Below are 20,751 nucleotides of genomic sequence, written 5' to 3' on the forward strand. Positions count from 1 at the left end.
GATCCTCGCGGACGGGGGGCGTCACGCAACGGTAAGCCAACTGTCGATTGTGGGGCGAGCCGGCGGGCTGGGATCATGGGGCGCATGGACCCGGCCTATCGCGTAGACGTCTTCACCGATCCCGGGCTGTGCTCCGCGATCTTCAGTCGGCTGCAGCAACGCCACGGCGGGGACGGCTTCGGGGACTACCAGCTCGTGCGCCGGGACAGGACCATCCCCCTGCGCCCCGACAACAGCCTGGACGTGGACGCCGTGCGCGCGTGGTCCCGCGAGGGCGAGGCCGATTTCCAGGTCGTGATCACGGAGATCCCCCGGCGGGCGGGCAAGCTGCCCAAGATGGCGGAGCTGCACTTCGAGGACGGGCTCGTGATCATCTCGCTGCCCGCGCTGGGCTGGCGGGGGCTCACGACCAAACTGGAACGCGCCATCTTCGACTCCCTGGACACCCTGGCCCATCAGGACCTCCCGGACGTCCAGGACCGGCGTGTGCGCTTCGGAGTGGTCCACGAGCAGGACGTGGACACCGGGCGTTCCGTGTTCATTGCGTCGCCGTGGTGGTGGCCAGGTCGCATCCGCCTGGTCCTGGGCATGGTGCGCACCAACCAGCCGTTCCAGGACGTCACCAAGCTCAAGCGCATGTGGGCGGCGGCCTCGGCCACCGGCGCGTTCGGCGTGTTCTACTCCTCCATCTGGCAGATGTCCCTGGCGTTGCCCTCGTGGCGGCTCGCCCTGATCTCGCTCCTGGCGGTTGGGGCCATGGTGGGGTGGCTGATGTTCAGCAACCGCCTGTGGGACCCGCCCCGGCGGCTCGGCAGTCGCGTGGAGGCCGCGATGTACAACGCCTCCACGATCGCCACGCTGCTCGTGACGGTTCTCACGTTCTACACCGTGCTCATGGCGGGGATCCTCGTGGCCGCTCTGGTGGTGATCGAAGTCGGATACATGCAATCCGTGATCGGAGTCTCTCCCTCGCTGAGCAACTACGTGGACATCGCGTGGCTCTCTGCCTCGCTCGGCACGATCGCCGGTGCTCTCGGGTCGAACTTCGACAGCCACGCGGACATCGAGCGGTTGACGCACGGTCAGCGGAACGCCGAGCGGGTCGAGAAGGACGACGACCACTGACACGGGTCCCCATGACGGGCATTCGGGGCGTCCGAGCTGTCCCCATTTTGCGCTACGAATCAGCGCCGCCGTCCGGTCGATTGCGCGCAATGGAAGCAGGGAATCGGCCTCCGACATGGGAGAACATACGCTTGAGTTGATTTGTCCACAAAACTGCGATGGGTCTTGCGCGACGCGGTGACCGCTGGAAATCCTGGAGCGGGCGTGCCAGCATATTCATGTCGCAACACGGGACATTCAGTGATGTGCGGTCATGACCGGGGGGAATACGGGCCGTACGTCCATGACGGATTCGTACGCGTTCCACGCTGGGGGGCGTGGTGTGTCCGGGTCACCCGTGAGGCGACGGTACGAGGTTCATGCCGGGGGGCATGTGCTTCGAGCGGACCTGATCCGCGCCGGTTCTCCGGCATATGCGTCCGCTGCGCCGCATGGACTCCTTCGGGGGAATGAGTCCTGGCGCAGCGGACGCAACGCGTTAAGGGGTCGTACGCCCGACCCGGCGCGTCATGGGGCCTGATGCAGAGGGCCGCACCTCGCGCCGTGGTGGGCGCTCCGGTCGCTTCTGCGTGTCCGAACCTGCTGGGACACTCGAGTCATGATCGCGCCTGCGCACGAGAACACCGCATCCCTCCGGGACCGAGCCCTGGATCACCTCCGTGAGCTCACGGGGAACCCGCACGCCGATTTCCACCCCGGCCAGTTCGAGGCCATCTCCGCACTCGTCCAGGAGCACCGGCGGGCACTCGTGGTGCAGCGCACCGGGTGGGGGAAATCGGCGGTGTACTTCCTGTCCGCGCTGTTGATGCGGGCCCAGGGCTACGGCCCCACGCTGATCATCTCCCCGCTGCTCGCACTCATGCGGGACCAGGTCGCGGCGGCCCAGCGCGCGGGTGTCCGCGCCGCGGCCATCTCGTCCGCCAATCCCACCGAGTGGGCGGAGATCTCCGCGGCCCTGGATCGCGGCGAGATCGACGTCCTGTTGGTGTCCCCGGAACGCCTCAACAATCCCCGTTTCCGGGACGAGCAACTCCCACAGCTCGTCTCCCGGCTCGGACTGCTCGTCGTGGACGAGGCCCACTGCATCTCGGACTGGGGTCACGACTTCCGTCCGGACTACCGGCGAATCAAGGACCTGCTCGCGGACCTCTCGGACTCGGTGGCCGTACTGGCCACCACGGCCACCGCCAACGAACGCGTGATCGAGGACGTCCGGGAGCAGCTTGGGGTGGGCTCCGGGTACCGCGGCGAGGTGTTCACCCTGCGCGGTCCGCTGTCCCGCGCGTCCCTGCGGCTCGGCGTGCTGCGACTGCCCTCCACCGCCACACGGCTCGCCTGGTTGCTCGAACACCTGGACCAGCTTCCGGGCAGCGGGATCATCTACGCGTTGACCATCGGGGCGGCGGAGGACACTGCCCGAGCGCTGACGGAGGCGGGCCATCCCGTGGCGGCCTACACCGGTCGCACGGACGCGGCGGAACGCGAGGAACTCGAGGTCGCCCTGAAGGAGAACCGGGTCAAGGCCCTTGTGGCCACGTCCGCGCTGGGCATGGGCTTCGACAAACCGGACCTGGGTTTCGTGGTGCACCTGGGAGCGCCGTCGTCCCCGGTGGCGTACTACCAGCAGGTGGGCCGCGCCGGGCGCGCGACCGACACCGCGGACGTCCTGCTGCTGCCGGGCGGCGAGGACCGGGAAATCTGGGAGTACTTCGCCACCGCGTCCATGCCCACCGAGGAAAAGGCCACCGCGGTGCTCACCGCGCTCGCGGAGAACGGCGGCCCGTTGTCGGTCGCGGCTCTCGAGCCGCGGGTCAACATCAAACGCACCCCGCTCGAGCTGTTGCTCAAGGTGCTCGCGGTGGACGGCGCGGTGGAACGGGTCTCCGGCGGCTGGCAGAGCACGGGCCGGCCCTGGACCTACGACGCCCCGCGTTACGAGCGGGTGCGCAAGGCCAGGATCGCGGAACAGCAGGCCATGATGGATTACCAGTTCACGAGCGAGTGCCGCATGCGCTTCCTCACCCGTCAGCTCGACGACGCCACCGCGGAACCGTGCGGTCGGTGCGACGTGTGCGCCGGGCCGTGGTACCCCACCACCGTGCATTCCGACGCCTCCGCCGCCGCGGACGCCGCCCTGCACCGGGCCGGCGTCCCCGTGGAACCGCGCGCGCAGTGGCCCACCGGCATGGATCGATTGGGGTTGCAGGCCAAGGGGAAGATCCCGGAAACGGAACGCGCCGAACGCGGCCGCGCCCTGGCCCGGCTCACCGATCTCGGGTGGGGGCAGCGGTTGCGGGAGATCTTCCGATCGGACGAGCACGGCGATCCCGTGGATTCGGTGGTCACGGCGGACCTGGGACGCGCGAGCATCACCGTCCTGGCGCAGTGGGACTGGCAGGAACGGCCCACCGCGGTCGTGGCCATGCCGTCACTGTCCCGCCCACAGCTCGTGGACTCCCTGGCCCGCGGGCTCGCCTCCGCGGGGCACCTGCCGTTCTGGGGCTCGCTCGAACTGAACCCGGACGTCCCCCGCGGCTCCCACGGCGGCAACAGCGCCTACCGGCTCGCCGAGGTGTGGGACCGGTTCCTGGTCCCGGAGCCCCTCGCGGAACAGTTGGCGCGGGCGCCGCGGGCGAGCGTGCTGCTCGTGGACGACCTCGTAGACAGCCGGTGGAGCCTCACGGTCGCGGCCCGGCAGTTGCGCCTCGCCGGGGCGGACGCGGTGCTACCGTTCGTACTCGCCGCCCAGGGGTGAATCGGGCCGCCGCGGGATGGATCGGGCACTCTTAAGGGGACACCCAGGCGACGGGAAACGTGTGTAAATTATCCTTGCGACATGGTCGAACACCCGCAACCGCCGCTCGTGGACATCGTGATCCCGGTCCACTCCACCTCGCGACCTTTGCAGCGGGCCGTGTCCTCGGCATTGCGTGCGGCCCCCGGTGCGGCCCCCGGTCAGTGCCGGGTGACGGCGGTCGCGCATCATCTCACCGCCGAGCAGGTGCATTCCATGTTGAGCGTCGAGCAACGCGCCGTGGTGGACGTCATCGAGTCCGAGGACCGGGGGAGTACCGCGGCCGTGCCGCGCAACGAGGCGCTACGACGGACCAGCGCGCGCTACATCAGTTTCCTGGACAGCGACGACACCCTCGATCCCGGCGCGGTGACCCGGTGGCTCAGGATCGCCGAGCGGCGTGGTAGCGACCTGGTCATGCCCTTCCAGCACCACGAGAACCCGAGGGTGGACATCACCCCCATCGTCAGGCCGTTGCGCCGTTCGGATCTGGATCCCGTGAAGGACCGCCTGGGGTATCGCAGCACGGCATTCGGACTGATCCGTATGTCCGCGGTCAGGCGCACGGGGGCTCGCTTTGACGAGTCTGCGAGAACGGGTGAGGACCAGTCCTTCGTCATGGCCCTTTATACGGGGGCACACCGGATCGATCTCGCGCCCGGTCTCCCCGGGGTGCTGATGCATGCGGATGGTACGGACCGAGTCTCGCGCCAGCTCCTCCCGATTCGAGAAACCGTGGCAGCCGCCCTGGATCTCGGTCGCGAACCCTGGTTCGCAGGGGCCCCGGACGAGCTGAAGCGGTCCTACATCCTCAAGTACATCCGCGTGAACTTTTTCCCCGCTCTGGAGCACGCCGTGCGCTCGGGGGACTGGGACGCCCACTACGCGCGGTCGGCGAATGCCGTGTTCGAAGAACTGACGCAGTACGCGCCGCACGTGACGGACCAGCTCTCGCGCGCGGACCTGCGGGTCGCGCGGTTGTTGTCCCCGGGTGCGGGGGAGCGGGAGTTGCTCGCGGCCCTGGCCGAGCGACGTCGTTACACCACGCCGGGGGCGCTGCTCACCGAGCGCTGGACCCGGGTGCTGGGCCGGCAGGCACCCCTGCGGGTGGTCGCCGCGAGCGCCGTCCAGATGCTGCGTTACCGCTGGGCGCTCGCCGCGGGGTCGCGGAACTGAACCGACCGCCGTCGTGATGGGGTCAGCCGCGACGGAACCTGCGCATGACCATGGCCACACGCGGTGCGAGATCACGCCATGAGATCGCACACCACAGCGCCAGGAAAGCCACGGTCGCCAGGACGGTCACGAGCACGCCCTGGCGCGTGAACACGAGCCACAGCCCGGACAGGATCAGCACGTACCCCAACATCACCCGGAACATGAGACCGGACCATTTCATGCGGTCGTGGACCCACACAATGATCAGCGGCCCCACCGCACTGATGAGGCAGCCGACCAGGTACCCCATGGCCGCGGCCATGACACCGAGCCGCGGACCCCACCACAGGACGGTGGCGACGCCCAGGATCAGCCCGAGCGCGTTGCACGCCGCGAGCGCGCGGACCCCCCAGCTCTCCCCGCCGTTGAGCCGCGAGTTGGAGGCGTTGAAGCTCGTGGCGGAGACCGCGAAGAACAGGACGATGAGCAGGGGGACGGCCCCGGTGAACTCCTCGGCGCGGGCGTTGTAGAGCCCGTGGATCACGTACGGCGCCCAGAGGATGCCCACGCCGAACACGGGTAGGAACGTGAGCACCATGACCCGCAGGATGGAATCGAGCTGCTGTTTCATGCCGGTCATGTCCCCGGCGGTGAACATGCGGGCCACGGCCGGCGCGAGGGCCACGAGCATGGAGGAGGAGAGCATGCTGGCCGGCGTCGCGATGCTCACCGCGGCGGAGTACTGACCCACCGCGGCGGGGCTGTCGTAGTGCTTGCCGAGCATCATGGACAGTTGCAGCAGACCCGAAGCGGTGAGGATGTTGATGGACGCCCACGCCGTGAACGAGTTGATCTGCCGTTTGAGGGATGTGGGCAGCGGGCCGCCGGAACGGTGCGGCCAGCCCGGGATCGCGTAGATCAGGTAGCCCAGGCTCAGCGGCACCAGCAGCAGCGGTGTGAAACCACCCAGCAGCACCACGAGCAGGAGGGTCAGGGTGATCCCCGAGCTGATGCAGTCCCACACGGCCGTGGTCACGAACTGGTTGTTGCCGGTGCGCACACCGCGTACGAAGTTGTAGGCGGACAGCGCGATCACCAGCAGGCCCGCGGACAGCGCGTAGCTTGGGGGCAGGTGCAGGAAGTACGTGGCCACCACGACCGCCACCACGGCCAGCACCGCCGAGGCCAGGGCCGCGGTGCGTGACGCGTAGACCGCCACGGACAACTGCTCCTCGCGGTGTTGCTGACCGCGTGCCATGGCAATGAACTTGGCCGCCGCGTTGCCCGAGGCCTGCGGCCACAGCAGGACCAGGAACAGGGCCAGGGAGATGGCCAGGTTGACCCGCCCCAGGATCTCACTGCCCAGGATGTTGCCCACCAGCAGGCTGTACCCGAAACGGGAGAGTCCCTGCACGAACACGGCGATCACGGTTAACGCGAACGACGAACCGATGGGGTTGTCCCGGTTCTCGTGATTCGGCGGAGGGAAGAGAATTCCCCGCCACCGCCGAGAGGGGGAGCCTGAGGTGGGGGAGGATGTCACATCCTGGAGTTTATCGACTCGCGTGTCGACCGGACGCATCCCGCGTCACGGCACGGTAGAGCCGGGAGAACTGCGCACCGATCTCCGCGCGGGAGAACCGGGAGCGCACGGTGGCGGCGATGGCGGCCGGATCGGCCTCACGGAAGCGGTCCCGCGCGGTCTCGATCGCGTCCGCGAGCACGGGGACGTCCCAGCTGTGGGTGAGCACCGAGTTCTCGGGGGTGCAGTAGTCGTCGAACCCACCGCTCAGGGGGACCGCGGCGGGCCGTCCGGCCGCGATCGCCTCGGCAACCGCGGTGAAGAAGTTCTCCTGGGCGCTCGGGAGGAAGAAGATGTGCGCGTCGGAGAGCCGCTGGGCGATCTCCGCCGGGGGGACCGCCCCGGTCAGCTCGACCCGGTCCTCGATGCCCAGCTCACGGGCGGTCTGCGGGAGGGACTCCATGAGGGGGCCCTTGCCCACCAGGGTGTAGTGCACGTCCACTCCGCGGCGCACCAGTTCCGCGACGGTCTCCAACGCCAGGACGGGGCGTTTGCGATCGATGAGTGCCCCCACGCCCACCAGTCGCAGGGGCGGGCTCGCCGGGAACTCGGCGGCCGGGTGAGGGTTCTCCACGACGCACGGCACCACGTGGGTCGCCCCGGGGCGGGAGAAGCGCGCCATCTCGGTGCACAGCTCGGCGGTCACGCCCGTGACCACGTGAGGCAGTCGCAAGGCATGCCGCAGCCACGCCAACCGCTGCCACAGCGGATTCACACTCGCGGGATTGACCACTCCGTTCCAGTGCTCGGTGTGTACCCAGGGCAGCCGTCGCACGGCCCAGGCCGGTGCGCTCAGCAGGACCGCGGAGAACGCCATCGTGTGCAGCACGTCCGCGCCGCGCAGCCCGGCGGAGAGAACGCGGGTCACGTGCGCGTAGGACCGTGGATCCGTCACGTCGAGCCACACGCGGGTGACAGGGATGCGCTGGTAGACCTCTTGCTCCGTGGTGTGCGCGCGTCGACCGATGTTCACGTGCACCACCGCGACGTCGTGGCCCGCTTCCTGCAGCGCCCAGCAGTGCTCCACGATGAAGGGGGTGCGGCTGGGGGTTTCCGCGTCGGGGAACCACGCGGTGACGACGAGTGATCGCACGGGACGAAGACCTTTCGGGAGGAAGCGGACGGAGCACAACGCCCCGCACCATGACTACCACGCCGGGGTGTGCTGCCGCTGCATCCCGGCGGGAACGACGCGCCCGCCGCTTTGACCGCTCGCGCACCGTGCCGATAAGCTGACGTCCGTTGTTTTGGGATGAGCCTGTTCTCATGGAACTGGAGCATCACGAACGACACGGAGACGTGCCAGAGCGGCCGAATGGACTTCACTGCTAATGAAGGGTCCGGGTTAAACCGGACCGGGGGTTCAAATCCCCCCGTCTCCGCGAAATGTCGAGGGCCCCGCATGTCATGTGGGGCCCTCGTTCGTGTCGGGGGCACCCTCGCGATATTTACATTGGTAAAGTCCGTGGCACTCGCAGTCCGGTGCTCCCGCCCACGGGCGTCAGCCACCTCGATCCGGTGCTGATCCCGCCTCCGCGAGCTGATTCCCGAGGGGGACATCATGCCACGACGCTCCGCACGAACACTTCTCACGTTGTCCGTCTCCGCGCTGTTGCTGGCCACGGCCGCACCCGCCTCGGCGGCACCCCCGGAGGGACCCACCCCGGAACAACAGGCTCAGACGAAACCCCCGACCGTGGGCGGCGTCGAATCCCTCGGAAGAGGAACGGGCGCCCAGGGCAAGGTCCTGGCGGAAACCGACCGGGTCGTGGTGAAGTTCAAGGACCACGTCCCCGAGGCGCAGAAGGAAGAGGTCCTGACCGAGGTGGAGACGGCCACCGAGATCGAGGACCCGGAGATCGTCAAGACCACGGGCAACGCCGAGCAGGTCGTGGAATCCGACACGATGCTCGACAAGGCGGAGCAGCAAGCGGTGGTCGAGACCCTCGAGAAGGACCCCGCCGTGGAATCGGCGGAACCGGACCTGATCGTGGTCAACGGGCTCGCGGCGCACGCGGCGTCCGCCCCGAACGACCGCTACTGGAACTACCAGTGGGGTCCCCGCAACATCGGTGTGCCCTCCGCGTGGTCGCACGGCACGGGTAACGGCGTGGTGATCGGGATCGCGGACACGGGCCAGATCAACCACCCGGACCTCAATCAGCGCACGGTGCGCGGGTACGACTTCCTCTCGGACCTGTACCACTCACGGGACGGCAACGGGCGGGACGGCAACCCCCAGGACGAGGGCGACTGGAGCCCCGGACGGCCCAACTGGTGGCACGGTTCGCACGTGGCCGGGATCGCCGCGGCCCACACCAACAACCGCACGGGGATCGCCGGGGTGGCCCCGGACGCCCGGATCCAGCATGCCCGCGTCCTGGGAGCGGACGGTCGCGGGTACGTCTCGGACATCGCGGACGGTGTGATGTGGTCCGCGGGCATCGCCATCCCCGGGGTCCCGCGCAACACGACCCCCGCCAAGGTCGTGAACCTCTCCGAGGCGTGGGACGCTCCCACGTGCGCACCCGTCATGCAGAACGCGGTCAACCGCATGCACAAGATCGGGGTCCCGCTCGTGGTCGCGGCCGGGAACGCGGGCAAGAGCGCCAATCTCGCCGCCCCCGCCAACTGTGGCGGCGCGATCGTGGTCGCCGCGACGTCGTCCCAGAACCGGATCACCGGCTACTCCAACTGGGGGCCCATGGTGGACGTCGCAGCCCCGGGCGGGGACACCAACGCGCCGATCTGGTCCACGGTCAACACGGGGGCGTTCAGCCTGGGCGCTCCCTCGTACGGGGACCTGAGCGGGACGTCCATGGCGGCGCCGCACGTGTCCGGGGTGATCGCGCTCATGAAGGAACGCAACCCGAACATCGGCGTGGAGGCCATCCGCAAGACCCTGCGGGACACCGGCGTGAACGTGAACGGTTACCGCAAGGTGGACGCGGTGCGCGCCGCCCGCGCGGTGGCGCCCACCACGCGCGGGGCGATCGCCACGTACTACAAGTCCCACGGTGGGGCGGGCGTCTACGGCAATCCGACCACCGGGGAGCGGGACACGGGCGTGGGCGGCGTCGTGCAGCACTTCGTGAAGAACGGGCGCACCACCAAGCTCTACTGGTCCTCCCGCACTGGGGTGCGCGAGGTCCGCACGTGGACGGGCATCGGCTCGCGCCACGAGGGCCTGGGCGGTGCCCGCGCGGTGGGCATCCCGTTCAACAACGAGCAGCGCACCGCCACGGGAGGCTACTACCAAAGCTTCGTGGACCCGCGTTCGGGCAAGACCACCAAGATCCTGTGGAGCGCTCGCACGGGTGCGCAACCGATCGTCGAGAGCTCGGGCATCGGCCGGGTCTGGGTCCGCAAGGGGTACGAGACCAAGGCGGGGTACCCGATCTCCCCGGAGGTCCGCACGTCCACCGGCGCCTACCAGCGGTTCCAGAACATCAGGACGGGCGAGCGCACGCAGTACACCTGGACCCCGCGCGGGGGTGTCAAGGTCACCCGCATCAAGTGACCGCCCCGCGGTGATCCACCCGCTGCATTCCTGGCCCGAAAGGGCACGCCACCGATTGGCAGCGTGCCTTTTCGGGCCTCGTATGTTCTTGGGCGATTCGTGGGCGGGGTACGACAGCGCTGCGGCATCCGCGCGCGGACATTACCGAGCGGCGTCGTCCCCCACGCGGGTCAGTTTCGTGGGGGTGGAGCGGCGCATGAAGCACGTGAGCACGAGGACGATCGCAGCGATCACCGTGGCGGTGACGAATGCCGCGTGGACGCCGGGGATGGAATCGGTCACGGTGGTGCCGTCGGCCTGTCGATGAATCACGGTGCCGGCCTGCAGGACGCCCACGAGCAACGCCGTGCCCGCGCCGCCGGCCACCTGTTGCAATGTGGACAGCGTCGCGGAACCGTGCGAGTACAACTGCGGCGGCAGCGGGTTCAGCCCGGAGGTGAACGCGGGCGTGAAGATCAGCGCGAGCCCCACGGACATGGAGATCTGCAGAGTCACGATCCACCACACGGGGGTGTCGGACTGCAACCGGGAGAAGCCGAACATCACGAGGGTCAGCAGTGCGGCACCGGGAACAGCCAGGGGGCGGGGGCCGAACGCGTCGAACAACCGACCCACGAGCGGTCCCAGCAGGCCCATGATGAGCCCACCGGGCAGCAGGATCAGGCCGGTCTGCAGGGTGTCCAGCCCGCGGCCCGTCTGCAGGTAGAGGGGCAACACGATCACACCGCCGAACAACGCCATCATGCCGAGCGCGAGCACCGCCACGGAGACCGTGAAGTCCCGGTGCCGGAACGTGCGCAGGTCCAGGAACGGTTGGTCCTTGCGCTGCAACCGGATCTGCCGCCACACGAACAGGGCCACGAGGACCACGCCCAGCGCGAGCACGGTGGCACCGCCGGCGGTCGTGGAAAGCCAGCCGGACTCGGCGCCGGCGTGGGAACCGGCGGCCCCCACCACGGAAAGGCCCTGGACCAGGGAACCGAAGCCCAGCACGGACAGCACCACGGACAGCAGGTCCAGTGTGAGGCTCCCGCGCTCGCTCACGTCCCGCAACCGCAGCAGGCCGATCACCAGGGCCAGCAGGACGATGGGCAACACGAACCAGAACACCGTGCGCCACGGAAAGTGTGCCAGGATCAACCCGGACAGCGTGGGACCCAGGGCGGGGGCCACCGAGATCACGATGGACACGTTGCCCATCACCACCCCGCGGCGCTGCTGGGGGACGAGCATGAGGATGGTGGTCATCAGCAGCGGGAGCATGATCGCCGAGCCAAAGGCCTGAATCACGCGCGCGGCGATCAGCACCCCGAAACTCGGGGACAGCGCGGCCAGCAGGGTCCCGGCCGCGAAACTGCCCATGGCCAGGGCGAAGACCGCGCGGGTACTGAAGCGTTGTAGCAGGAACCCGGTGGTGGGGATCACCACGGCCATCGTGAGCATGAAGGACGTGGTCACCCACTGCACCGTGGCGGCGTCCACGTGCAGGTCTCCCATGATGTGGGGCAGCGCCACGTTCAGGACGGTCTCGTTGAGGATCACCACGAACGCGGCCACGAGCAGCACCGCAATGGTCCCGGTGGTGCCCTGGGGGGCGAACGTGCGTGGTTCGGCCGGAGCGGCAGAGGACATGGAGAGGTTCCCAGCGTTGGAGCGGACGGGGTCGGGCGGGCCTTCCGGGGCCGGGCCCCTGTAAGGGTAACGGTCACAGACGAACGCGTGCACATGCGCATCGGGAGCGGTCCGCCAGGCCCGCGGCACGCCCGCGGGTGGTGTGCTGGTCGGTCCGTCGAGCACTCGAGCGCGACACCGGCCGGACGTCCACGTCGGATTCATGCCCGGCCCGAAGGGGGGGGTCACCCTTCGTTATCCTGAAGGACGTGGTGATTCAGCAACGCGTGGTGGTGGTGGGAGCGGGCCCCAGAGGCCTGTCCGTGGTGGAACGGCTCGCGGCGCACTCCGCGGCCTACGGGATCCGCGTCCACGTGGACCTGGTGGATCCTTTTCCTCCCGGACCGGGGCACGTGTGGCGCACCGACCAGTCGGAGCTGTTCCTCATGAACACCCCTTCTCTTTTCCCCACCGTGATCGCCGCCGACGGCGCATTGGCAGTCCCCGCGCTGGAGCCCCTGCGGGGGGTGAGCTTCGAACGGTGGCGCCGCGGCGTCGTCGCCGGGGAGATCACCCCGGTGAGCCCGCTCACGGACGAGCAACGCGACCAACTCGCGCGGCTGACCCCGCAGGGGTACCCGCCGCGCGCCACGTACGGGCGCTACCTCGCGTGGGTCTTCGCGACCCTGCGGGAGAACCTGCCGCGCACCGTGGAGCTCACGGTGCACCGCGCCGAGGCCGTGGACGCGTGGGTCAGGACGGACGGGCGTCATCGCTACTCCGTGGAACTCGCGGGCGGTGTGGTGCTGCCCGCGGACGCTGTCGTGCTCGCGCTGGGCCACCTGGACGCGCACCTGCGTCCGTCCCAGAAGGAACTCGTGGACGGCGCCGCCGAACACGGACTGACGTACTGGCCGCCCACCGTGCCCGCGGACGCCGCGTGGCCCGATCTACCGCACGGCGAGACGGTGCTCGTGCGGGGCATGGGCCTGAACTTCTGCGACGCGCTCGCCCAGCTCACCGAGGGGCGGGGAGGCCGCTTCACGACCGATCTAGACAACCCGGAACGGTTGGTGTACCACCCCTCCGGACGGGAACCGAAGATCGTGGCGGGCTCGCGTCGCGGAACGCCGTACCGGGCGAAGCCGCGGCTCCGGGGGTACTACGCGGCGTCGTTGCAGACCCGCTTCTTCACCGTGGACGCGGTGCGCCACGTTGCGGCCTCGAGCCCCGGCGAGCTGTCCTTCGACCGGCAACTCGGACCCCTGATCCGCAAGGACGCCGTGTGGAACTACTACGTGGTGCTCGCGCGCACGGCACCGGACGCGTTCCTGGGGGACCCCCGGGCGTTCCTGGACCGGCTGGATGAAATCCTCACGGATCGCACGGACGTGAACTGGGCGCGCAAGAGCGATGCGCTGATCTCGGACTCGGTGGTCCCCGGGCGGCAACTGCAGCAGGCCCGGCTCGCTCGGCCCTTCGAGGACGTGAGCTTCGCGAGCCACGACGAGTACGCGGCCGCCGTGGTGCACTACCTGGACCGGGACGTCCACGGGTCCCTGCAGGGTGAGGACGATCCCGTCAAGATGGCGATCGCGTCCCTCAATGCCGCGCGCAGCGTGCTCAAGTGCGTCCTTGCGGAGATCGGCATCTCGGACTCGTCCTGGGTCCACGAGCTGCAGCGCGAGTTCGAACCCTTCGTGGAGGGGCTGGCCTCCGGACCGCCCGTGCTGCGGATCCAGCAGCTCGCCGCGCTGACCCGCGCAGGGATCGTGCGGTTCCTGGGCCCCGAACCACGCTTCGTCGTGGACCGCTCCGAGGGTTACTTCGTGGCCGCGTCCCCGTGGGTCGAGGCGGCACCCGTGCGCTCACGCTGGATGATCGAGGCCATGTCCCCGAGCAACGACGTCCACCGCAACATCTCCCCGCTGCTCACGCACATGCACGAGCGCGGCCTGGTGCGCGCGAAACTCATGGAGACGCGCGACGGCGCGAGCCCCGAGACGAGCACGGGTCTGGACGTCTCGCGCGAGCGTCCGCGGGGTGTCCACGACGACGACGCCGCGGCCGGCTCGTTCGTCTACCGCGCCGTGGGGGACAAAGACGCGGTGGAACCCGGCATCCACGTGATCGGTCTGCAACTGTCCTCGGTGCAGTGGGGTGTGTCGATCGCGGCCGAGGCCGGTGCACCGGCCCACCTGGGTGCCCGGACCATCGCGGACGCGGACGCCATCGCCCGGGAAATCCTGGGGGAGCCGCGCGCGCGGCAGTGATCCGGTCCGGGCGGCGTCATACGGGGAGTGACCGTGCGCGGAGCAACCGCGCGCCATGGGACCGGGACGGGTGGGCTCGGGCCGACACCGCCGGGATCACGTCGACCCGGCCGGAATCGCGCCGAACCATGCGGGTCCCACCACTACCGCGCCGCCGGCTCAGCCCAGGACGGTGCGGGCAGTGCGTTCGTCGGTGACGAGGTGGGACACGTACCCGGCCCGCAGTGCCGCGCGCAGGACCGGGGTCTTCGCCGCGCCGCCGGCCACGCAGATCCGGATCTCCTTGTGCCGCAGGGAGTCCAGGGGGATGGCCACGGTGCGGGCGTCGAGCTCGGGCACGGCGGGGTTGCCGGCGTCGTCAATAAAGTGCGAACACAGGTCACCCACCGCGCGCTGCGCGACCCCTTCCCGCTCCTCGGTGGTCAGGTAGTCGCGTGCGAGCAGGGGTGCGTCCCGTCCGGCGGAGCCCACGGTGAACACCGCCACCCGGGCGCTGCGGCCCAGGTCCAGGACGTACTCGATGTGCCGGTCCTGCGCCACGAGGCGTTTGACCTTGGGGCTGTCGAAGAGCGCCGGGAGGGGCAGCGTGTGGGGGTAGGCGTTGAACGCGGTGCAGAACATCCGCACGGTCTCGAAGTGCCCCGCCGCCGGTGAGGCCAGGCTGCTGCCGCCTTTGAGCTGGACCATGTGCACGCCGCTACGCGGTTGGGGGGTCAGCGCCTGGGCCACGGCGCGCATGGTGCGACCCCACGTGATGCCCACGAGATCGCCGTCGGCCACATTCTCCTCGAGCATCCGCGCCCCGGCGACACCCAGGTTGTGCAGCAACTCGTGCTCGGTCTCCGCATCGGCCACCACGGTGGCCTGGGCGAGCCCGAACGCGGAGCACAGCTCGCGCCCCACGTCCGTGGACACCGTGCGGGGGTCCCGGATCTCGATGCTCACGAACCCGCGCTCGCGCGCGTGCTGCAGTAGTTTGGACACCGTGGGGCGGGACATGGCCAGTGTCCGGGCCACCTCCGCCTGGGACAGGCCGCGTTCGTGGTAGAGCCGGGCCGCCTCCAGGGACTGGACGTCCCGCGCGGTCAGGTCCACGACGGCGCTCCGGTCACCGGAAGTGCCGTCACCGTCATAGCCCGATGATCACGCCGACGAGCGCGGCGTTGAGCATGTTCGTGAGGAACCCACCGAACAGGGCGAACAAGCCCAGCTGGGCCACGTCCGCGCGTCGGTCCGGGGCCAGCCCGCCGATGGAACCGATCTGGATCGCGATCGAGGACAGGTTGGCGAAGCCCGCGAGCGCGAACGTGGTGATCAGCACGGACTGGGGATCCAGGTTGGGGATCTCCGGGCCGAACGCGGTGTAGCCCACGAACTCGTTGAGGATGGTCTTCTGGCCGATGAAGTTGCCCACCTGTGCGGCGTCGTGCCACGGCACGCCCAGGGCCCACGCGAGCGGCGCGAAGATGATCCCGAAGAGCCCCTCGAGGGACCAGCCCTCGAAACCGAAGAGTGAGCCGACCCAGCCGAGCACGGCGGAGACCAAGGCGATCAGCGCGATGAACGCGATCAGCAGGCAGCCCACGATCACGGCGATCCGGCCGCCGCTGATGGCGCCGTTGCCGATCGCGTCGATCAGGTTCTTGGACTCGGTGTCCCGGACCTTCAGCGTGTTCACGGAGGCCACGGAGGTCTCGGTCTCGGGCATGAGGGCCTTGGCCACGAGCAGGGAACCGGGGGCGTTCATCACAGACGCGGCGAGCAAATAGGGCAGCGGTGCGCCCAGCAGGGAGTACCCCACGAGGGTCGATCCGGCCACGGCGGCGAACCCACCGGTCATACACGCGAACAGTTCGGAGCGGGTGAGCTTGCTCAGGTACGGCTTGATCATGAGCGGTGCCTCGCTCTGGCCCAGGAAGATCACGGTGGACGCGAACACGGACTCGATCTTGGACGTGCCCATGATCTTGTTCAGCGTCGTGCCCAACACGTGCACGAAGACCTGGATGACCCGCAGGTAATACAACGCACCGATCACGGCACCCAGGAAGATGATCACGGGCAGCACACTGAGCGCGAACACGAACCCGTTGTTGTCACTGAGCAGCCCGCCGAAGACGAACTGCGTGCCCTCGTTCGTGAATCCGATCAGTCCCTGGACCAGGCCGGAGAACCATTTCAGGGCCTCGTAGCCCGGACCCCACTTGAGGATCAGCAGCGCCACGCCCACCTGCAACAGCAGTCCCACCGCCAGGGTGCGCCACTTGATCGCGGTGCGGTGGCGGGATAGGAGGATGATGATGCCCAGGATGAGGACGATCCCCACCAGGCCCTGGAAACGGTCCACGGTGACCCCAGCTTTCGACTTCCGGCGCCGCGACGGGATCCGCAGCGGCGCGAACATTTGTCAAAACTATAATTGACAAATTTTCCGATACGCCGCCTAGGATTGCAGGACAGGTCGTGTCCTGGGACGCCCGGCGCCGACACGACACCGTGCCGCAGCTACACGAGGGAGTGATCACGGTGGTTGAAGCGTTCGACGCCGTCGACGTCATCCGCATGAAACGGGACCGCGAGACGCTGTCCCCCGAGGCCATCGACTGGGTGATCGACGCCTACACGCGCGGCGTGGTCGCGGACGAGCAGATGTCCGCGCTGGCCATGGCGATCTTCCTCAACGGGATGGACCGAGCGGAGATCTCGCGCTGGACCCAGGCCATGATCGATTCGGGCGAGCGCATGAACTTCGGGGAGCTGTCCCGCCCCACGGCGGACAAGCACTCCACGGGTGGCGTGGGGGACAAGATCACGCTGCCGCTCGCCCCGCTCGTCGCGAGCTTCGGGGTGGCCGTCCCGCAGCTGTCCGGGCGGGGGCTCGGGCACACCGGTGGGACCCTGGACAAGATGGAGGCCATCCCCGGGTGGCGTGCGGATCTGAGCAACGCCGAGATGATGGACATCCTGGACACCGTGGGCGCGGTGATCTGCGCCGCCGGAACCGGCCTGGCCCCCGCGGACAAGAAGCTCTACGCGCTGCGTGACACCACCTCCACCGTGGAGTGCATCCCGCTGATCGCCTCCTCGATCATGTCCAAGAAGATCGCCGAGGGCACCGGAGCCCTGGTCCTGGACGTCAAGACCGGCCCGGGCGCGTTCATGAAGGCGGAGGAGGACGCCCGCGAACTCGCGCGCACCATGGTCGAGCTCGGCAAGGACCACGGCGTGGACACCGTGGCCCTGCTCACCGACATGTCCCGCCCGCTGGGGCGCACCGTGGGCAACGCCCTGGAGGTGCGCGAATCGGTCGAGGTGCTGGGCGGGGGTGGCCCGAGTGACGTCGTGCGCCTGACCGTGGCGTTGGCCCGCGAGATGCTCGCGGCGGCCGGCGCGCACGACGCGGACGTCGAGGAGGCCCTGCGCGACGGCCGCGCGATGGACGCGTGGAAGCGCATGGTCGCCGCCCAGGGCGGGGATCCGGACGCCCAGCTGCCGCAGGCGGAGCACACGCAGGACGTGCTGGCCGAGACCTCGGGCGTGCTCATCGAGATGGACGCGATGTCCGTGGGTGTGGCGTCCTGGCGACTGGGTGCTGGCCGCGCCCGGCAGGGCGACCCCGTCCAGGCCGGCGCCGGCGTGGAGATCCACGCGGTGCCCGGCGAGCGCGTGAGTAAGGGCCAGAAGCTGTTCACCCTGCACACCGACACCCCCGACCGCTTCGAGCGCGCGCTCGAGTCCCTCCACGGCGGCGCCACGATCGACCCCCATGCCGCCGAGGGCACAGGGGCGCGCGACGACGTCGTGCTGGACCGCATCGCCTGACCCACCGTCCGACCGCAACGACGACGCTCGGGGACCGGGCGTCGTCGCCCCACCGTGGTGCATTGTCACCGCGCCGCACCACCCCCGCGAGGAGAACCGCATGATCACCCGTGAAGAACTGGCCGCCATGGTCGACCACACCCTGCTCAAGCCCGAGTCCACCGCCGATCAGGTCGCCCAGCTCGCCCGGGAGGCGGGTGAACTCGGGACGTACTCCATCTGTGTCTCCCCGTCCCGGCTGGACGTGGACCTGCCCGAGGGGGTCAAGCTCGCGACCGTGTGCGGCTTCCCGTCCGGCGCGCACCCCGCCCAGGTCAAGGCCGCGGAGGCAGCCGTGTCCGTGGCGAACGGCGCGGACGAGGTGGACATGGTCATCAACCTGGGCCTCGCCGTCGCGGGGGACTGGGACGGCGTGCGCGACGACATCGAGGCCGTGCGCGCGGCATGCCCCGCGCCCGCGGTGCTCAAGGTGATCATCGAGTCCGCGGCCCTGACCGACGATCAGATCGTGGCCGCGTGCCGCGAGGCCGAGGCCGCCGGCGCGGACTTCGTCAAGACGTCCACGGGCTTCCACCCCGCGGGCGGGGCGTCGGTCGAGGCGGTGCGCCTCATGGCCGAGACCGTGGGCGGGCGCCTGGGCGTGAAGGCCTCCGGCGGGATCCGCACGACCGAGGCCGCGCTGGCCATGATCGACGCCGGCGCCACGCGCCTCGGGCTGTCCGGGACCCGCGCGGTGCTCGAGGGGCTCGATTCCTGATGAGCGACCAGCTACTCGAGCGGGTGCGGCAGTGGGTCGAGCACGACCCCGATCCCGCGACCCGCGACGAACTCACCGAGCTGTCGAACGCCGCCGCCTCCGGTGACGAGCCCGCGCTCGCCGAGCTCGACTCGCGCTTCTCCGGACCGCTCGTGTTCGGCACCGCCGGGCTGCGCGCGGCCGTGGGCGCGGGGGAATCGCGGATGAACCGCGCGGTCGTGATCCGCGCGAGCGCCGGGCTCGCCTCCTTCCTCACGGAGCGCGCGGGGCCCGCGCCCCTGGTCGTGGTCGGGTGCGATGCGCGCCACGGTTCCGAGGACTTCGCCGCCGACGCCGCTGCGGTCTTCTCCGCCGCCGGGTGCCGGGCCGTGCGGTTGCCGTCCCGGCTGCCCACCCCGCTCGTGGCCTACGCCGTGCGACAACTGGGCGCGGACGCCGGCGTCATGGTCACCGCGTCCCACAACCCGCCCGCGGACAACGGGTACAAGGTCTACCTGGGCGGTCGCGCGGTGGGCTCCGACGACGAGCGCGGCGTGCAGATCGTGCCCCCGGACGACGCCCTGATCGCTGAGCACATGGCCGCCGCCCCTCCCGCGGATCGCGTTCCCCGGGACTCCTCGCGTGTTTCAGCCGCCGACGCCGATCTGGTCGCCGGCTACATCGAACGCGCCGGGTGCCTGCGCGACCCCGAGGCCCGTTCCGAGATCTCCATCGCGCTGACCCCCATGCACGGCGTGGGCCTGGACACCGCGCTCGCCGTACTGCGTGGCGCCGGTTTCGAGCGGGTCTCCGTGGTGGCCGAACAGGCCGAGCCGGATCCCGACTTCCCGACCGTGGCCTTTCCCAATCCGGAGGAACCCGGGGCCATGGACCTGCTCGTGGCACTCGCAGCGGACCAGGACGCGGACGTCGCGATCGCCCTGGACCCGGACGCGGACCGCTGCGCCGTCGCCATCCCCACGGGCGCGGGCACGGGCGATCCCGCACGTGACTGGCGGCGACTGAGCGGCGACGAGCTCGGCGCGTTGCTGGGGGAGAACGCCGCAGCGGATCCCGATCGCGCGGGGGACACCCTCGCGTGCTCGATCGTCTCCGGGCGGTTGCTCGGGCGGATCGCCGAGCACCACGGGCTCTCGTTCCGTCAGACCCTCACGGGGTTCAAGTGGATCGCCCGCACCCCCGGGCTGCGTTTCGGGTACGAGGAAGCCATCGGCTATTGCACCGATCCCAGCGCCGTGCGTGACAAGGACGGGATCTCCACGGCCGTGCGGGTGGCCTCCTACGTGGCCGCTCTCAAGGACCGGGGCGCCACGGTGCAGCAGGAACTGGACCGGCTCGCCACGCTCCACGGGCTCTACGCGACCGCGCCGTTGACGTTCCGGGTGGCGGATCTCTCGCTCATCACCCGCGGGCTGGACCGGTTGCGGGAGAACCCGCCGCGGGAGATCGCGGGCTCGTCCGTGGTCGAGTACACGGATCTGTCCAAGGGCGGGCCCGAGATGCTGCCCACCGAGGGGATCCTCATCCGCACCGAGGCCGATGACCGCGTGATCGTGCGGCCCTCCGGGACCGAGCCCAAGCTCAAGTGCTACCTCGAGGTCGTCCTCCCGGTTCCCGAGGGCGGTGCCGTTCCCCGCGAGGAGGCCGCGGCGCGGCTCGAGCGGATCAGTGAACAGCTGCGGGAGGTCGTGGGGCTCTGAGCTCCGCGCCCGGACTGCACTTCGGGAACCGCTGAGTGGTTCACCTGGTGACGAGGGTCGCGTAGGCCACGAGATTCTCGTCGAAGGTGCCGGTGGCGGGGTCGTAGCGGTCGCACGTGATGAGCCGCAGTTGCGGGTCCGCCGTGGTCCCGTAGACGCGCATCGTGGGGAAGGCGTCTTTGGCGTAGCGTTCCGCGTGCGTGACCCGGAACTGGGCTTGCGTGCCATCTGCACGTTGCACGCGGATCTCGTCCCCCGGCGTCAGGACGGGCAGGTCCGCGAAGACGCCTGGCCCACCGCCCGTGGCGTTCACGTGGCCCAGCACCACGCCCGGTCCCGTCTGCCCCGGTGTCGGCGGGGCCTCCGGGCATCGCCATGTGCGAGGACACGAACTGGCCGCACGCGATGG

The 20,751-nt window shown here is 69.7% G+C and carries 13 protein-coding genes, 1 tRNA gene and 1 pseudogene; 9 read left to right on the plus strand and 6 right to left on the minus strand.

The features are described 5' to 3' along the window. Nucleotides 1-84 precede the first annotated feature (84 nt). The 3 genes from J1M36_RS10370 (at nucleotide 85) to J1M36_RS10380 (ending at nucleotide 5,095) form a co-directional block, all read left to right on the plus strand. A complete protein-coding gene (locus J1M36_RS10370; protein WP_206069148.1) occupies nucleotides 85-1,125 on the plus strand; it encodes a hypothetical protein in 1,041 nt (346 codons plus the stop codon). 598 nt (nucleotides 1,126-1,723) lie between these two features. After that, the gene (locus J1M36_RS10375; RefSeq protein ID WP_206479397.1) at nucleotides 1,724-3,880 is read left to right on the plus strand and encodes a RecQ family ATP-dependent DNA helicase; all 2,157 of its coding nucleotides are present in this window, start codon (nucleotides 1,724-1,726) and stop codon (nucleotides 3,878-3,880) included. 81 nt (nucleotides 3,881-3,961) lie between these two features. Further along, the gene (locus J1M36_RS10380) at nucleotides 3,962-5,095 is read left to right on the plus strand and encodes a glycosyltransferase (RefSeq protein WP_206479400.1); all 1,134 of its coding nucleotides are present in this window, start codon (nucleotides 3,962-3,964) and stop codon (nucleotides 5,093-5,095) included. A 22-nt stretch (nucleotides 5,096-5,117) separates the two neighbouring features. On the opposite strand, the gene J1M36_RS10385 is transcribed toward J1M36_RS10380, so the two are convergent. Together J1M36_RS10385 and J1M36_RS10390 are read right to left on the minus strand one after the other, a co-directional pair. Then, nucleotides 5,118-6,497: a lipopolysaccharide biosynthesis protein gene (locus J1M36_RS10385; RefSeq protein ID WP_342358331.1), complete on the minus strand. Its 1,380-nt coding sequence runs from the start codon at nucleotides 6,495-6,497 to the stop codon at nucleotides 5,118-5,120. A gap of 133 nt (nucleotides 6,498-6,630) precedes the next feature. Then, entirely contained in the window at nucleotides 6,631-7,752 is a 1,122-nt protein-coding gene (locus J1M36_RS10390; RefSeq protein WP_064846297.1) for a glycosyltransferase, read from the minus strand. 200 nt (nucleotides 7,753-7,952) lie between these two features. Between J1M36_RS10390 and J1M36_RS10395 the strand changes: the two genes are divergently transcribed. Continuing rightward, nucleotides 7,953-8,041, plus strand: a tRNA-Ser gene (locus J1M36_RS10395). A gap of 179 nt (nucleotides 8,042-8,220) precedes the next feature. Next, a complete protein-coding gene (locus J1M36_RS10400) occupies nucleotides 8,221-10,179 on the plus strand; it encodes a S8 family serine peptidase (protein ID WP_206479418.1) in 1,959 nt (652 codons plus the stop codon). A gap of 141 nt (nucleotides 10,180-10,320) precedes the next feature. Here the strand turns inward: J1M36_RS10400 and J1M36_RS10405 are convergent, their stop codons facing one another. Then, a complete protein-coding gene (locus tag J1M36_RS10405) occupies nucleotides 10,321-11,811 on the minus strand; it encodes an MDR family MFS transporter (protein ID WP_206479421.1) in 1,491 nt (496 codons plus the stop codon). Between the two features lie 248 nt (nucleotides 11,812-12,059). Here J1M36_RS10405 and J1M36_RS10410 point away from each other — a divergent pair, with 248 nt between their 5' ends. Continuing rightward, entirely contained in the window at nucleotides 12,060-14,063 is a 2,004-nt protein-coding gene (locus tag J1M36_RS10410) for an FAD/NAD(P)-binding protein (protein WP_206479424.1), read from the plus strand. A 159-nt stretch (nucleotides 14,064-14,222) separates the two neighbouring features. On the opposite strand, the gene J1M36_RS10415 is transcribed toward J1M36_RS10410, so the two are convergent. Then, nucleotides 14,223-15,158, minus strand: coding sequence for a sugar-binding transcriptional regulator (locus tag J1M36_RS10415; protein WP_206479426.1), 936 nt, complete (start codon nucleotides 15,156-15,158; stop codon nucleotides 14,223-14,225). 34 nt (nucleotides 15,159-15,192) lie between these two features. Continuing rightward, nucleotides 15,193-16,410 (minus strand): nucleoside transporter C-terminal domain-containing protein, encoded by a 1,218-nt coding sequence (locus tag J1M36_RS10420; RefSeq protein WP_206479428.1) that lies wholly within the window; start codon nucleotides 16,408-16,410, stop codon nucleotides 15,193-15,195. A gap of 179 nt (nucleotides 16,411-16,589) precedes the next feature. On the opposite strand from J1M36_RS10420, the gene J1M36_RS10425 reads away from it, so the two are divergent. The 3 genes from J1M36_RS10425 (at nucleotide 16,590) to J1M36_RS10435 (ending at nucleotide 20,342) form a co-directional block, all read left to right on the plus strand. After that, entirely contained in the window at nucleotides 16,590-17,885 is a 1,296-nt protein-coding gene (locus J1M36_RS10425; protein ID WP_206479904.1) for a thymidine phosphorylase, read from the plus strand. Nucleotides 17,886-17,985: 100 nt separating this feature from the next. Further along, complete coding sequence (deoC, locus tag J1M36_RS10430) at nucleotides 17,986-18,642, plus strand: deoxyribose-phosphate aldolase (protein WP_206479429.1); 657 nt, start codon at nucleotides 17,986-17,988, stop codon at nucleotides 18,640-18,642. Continuing rightward, nucleotides 18,642-20,342: a phospho-sugar mutase gene (locus J1M36_RS10435; RefSeq protein WP_206479431.1), complete on the plus strand. Its 1,701-nt coding sequence runs from the start codon at nucleotides 18,642-18,644 to the stop codon at nucleotides 20,340-20,342. The genes deoC and J1M36_RS10435 overlap by 1 nt, the downstream gene beginning before the upstream one ends. 40 nt (nucleotides 20,343-20,382) lie before the next feature. On the opposite strand, the pseudogene J1M36_RS10440 reads toward J1M36_RS10435, so the two are convergent. Continuing rightward, nucleotides 20,383-20,688 (minus strand): annotated as a pseudogene (locus J1M36_RS10440) (sortase); the annotation flags it as partial. Nucleotides 20,689-20,751 lie beyond the last annotated feature (63 nt).

This window comes from Kocuria sp. KRD140 (genome assembly GCF_017168375.1).
GTDB lineage: Bacteria > Actinomycetota > Actinomycetes > Actinomycetales > Micrococcaceae > Kocuria > Kocuria marina.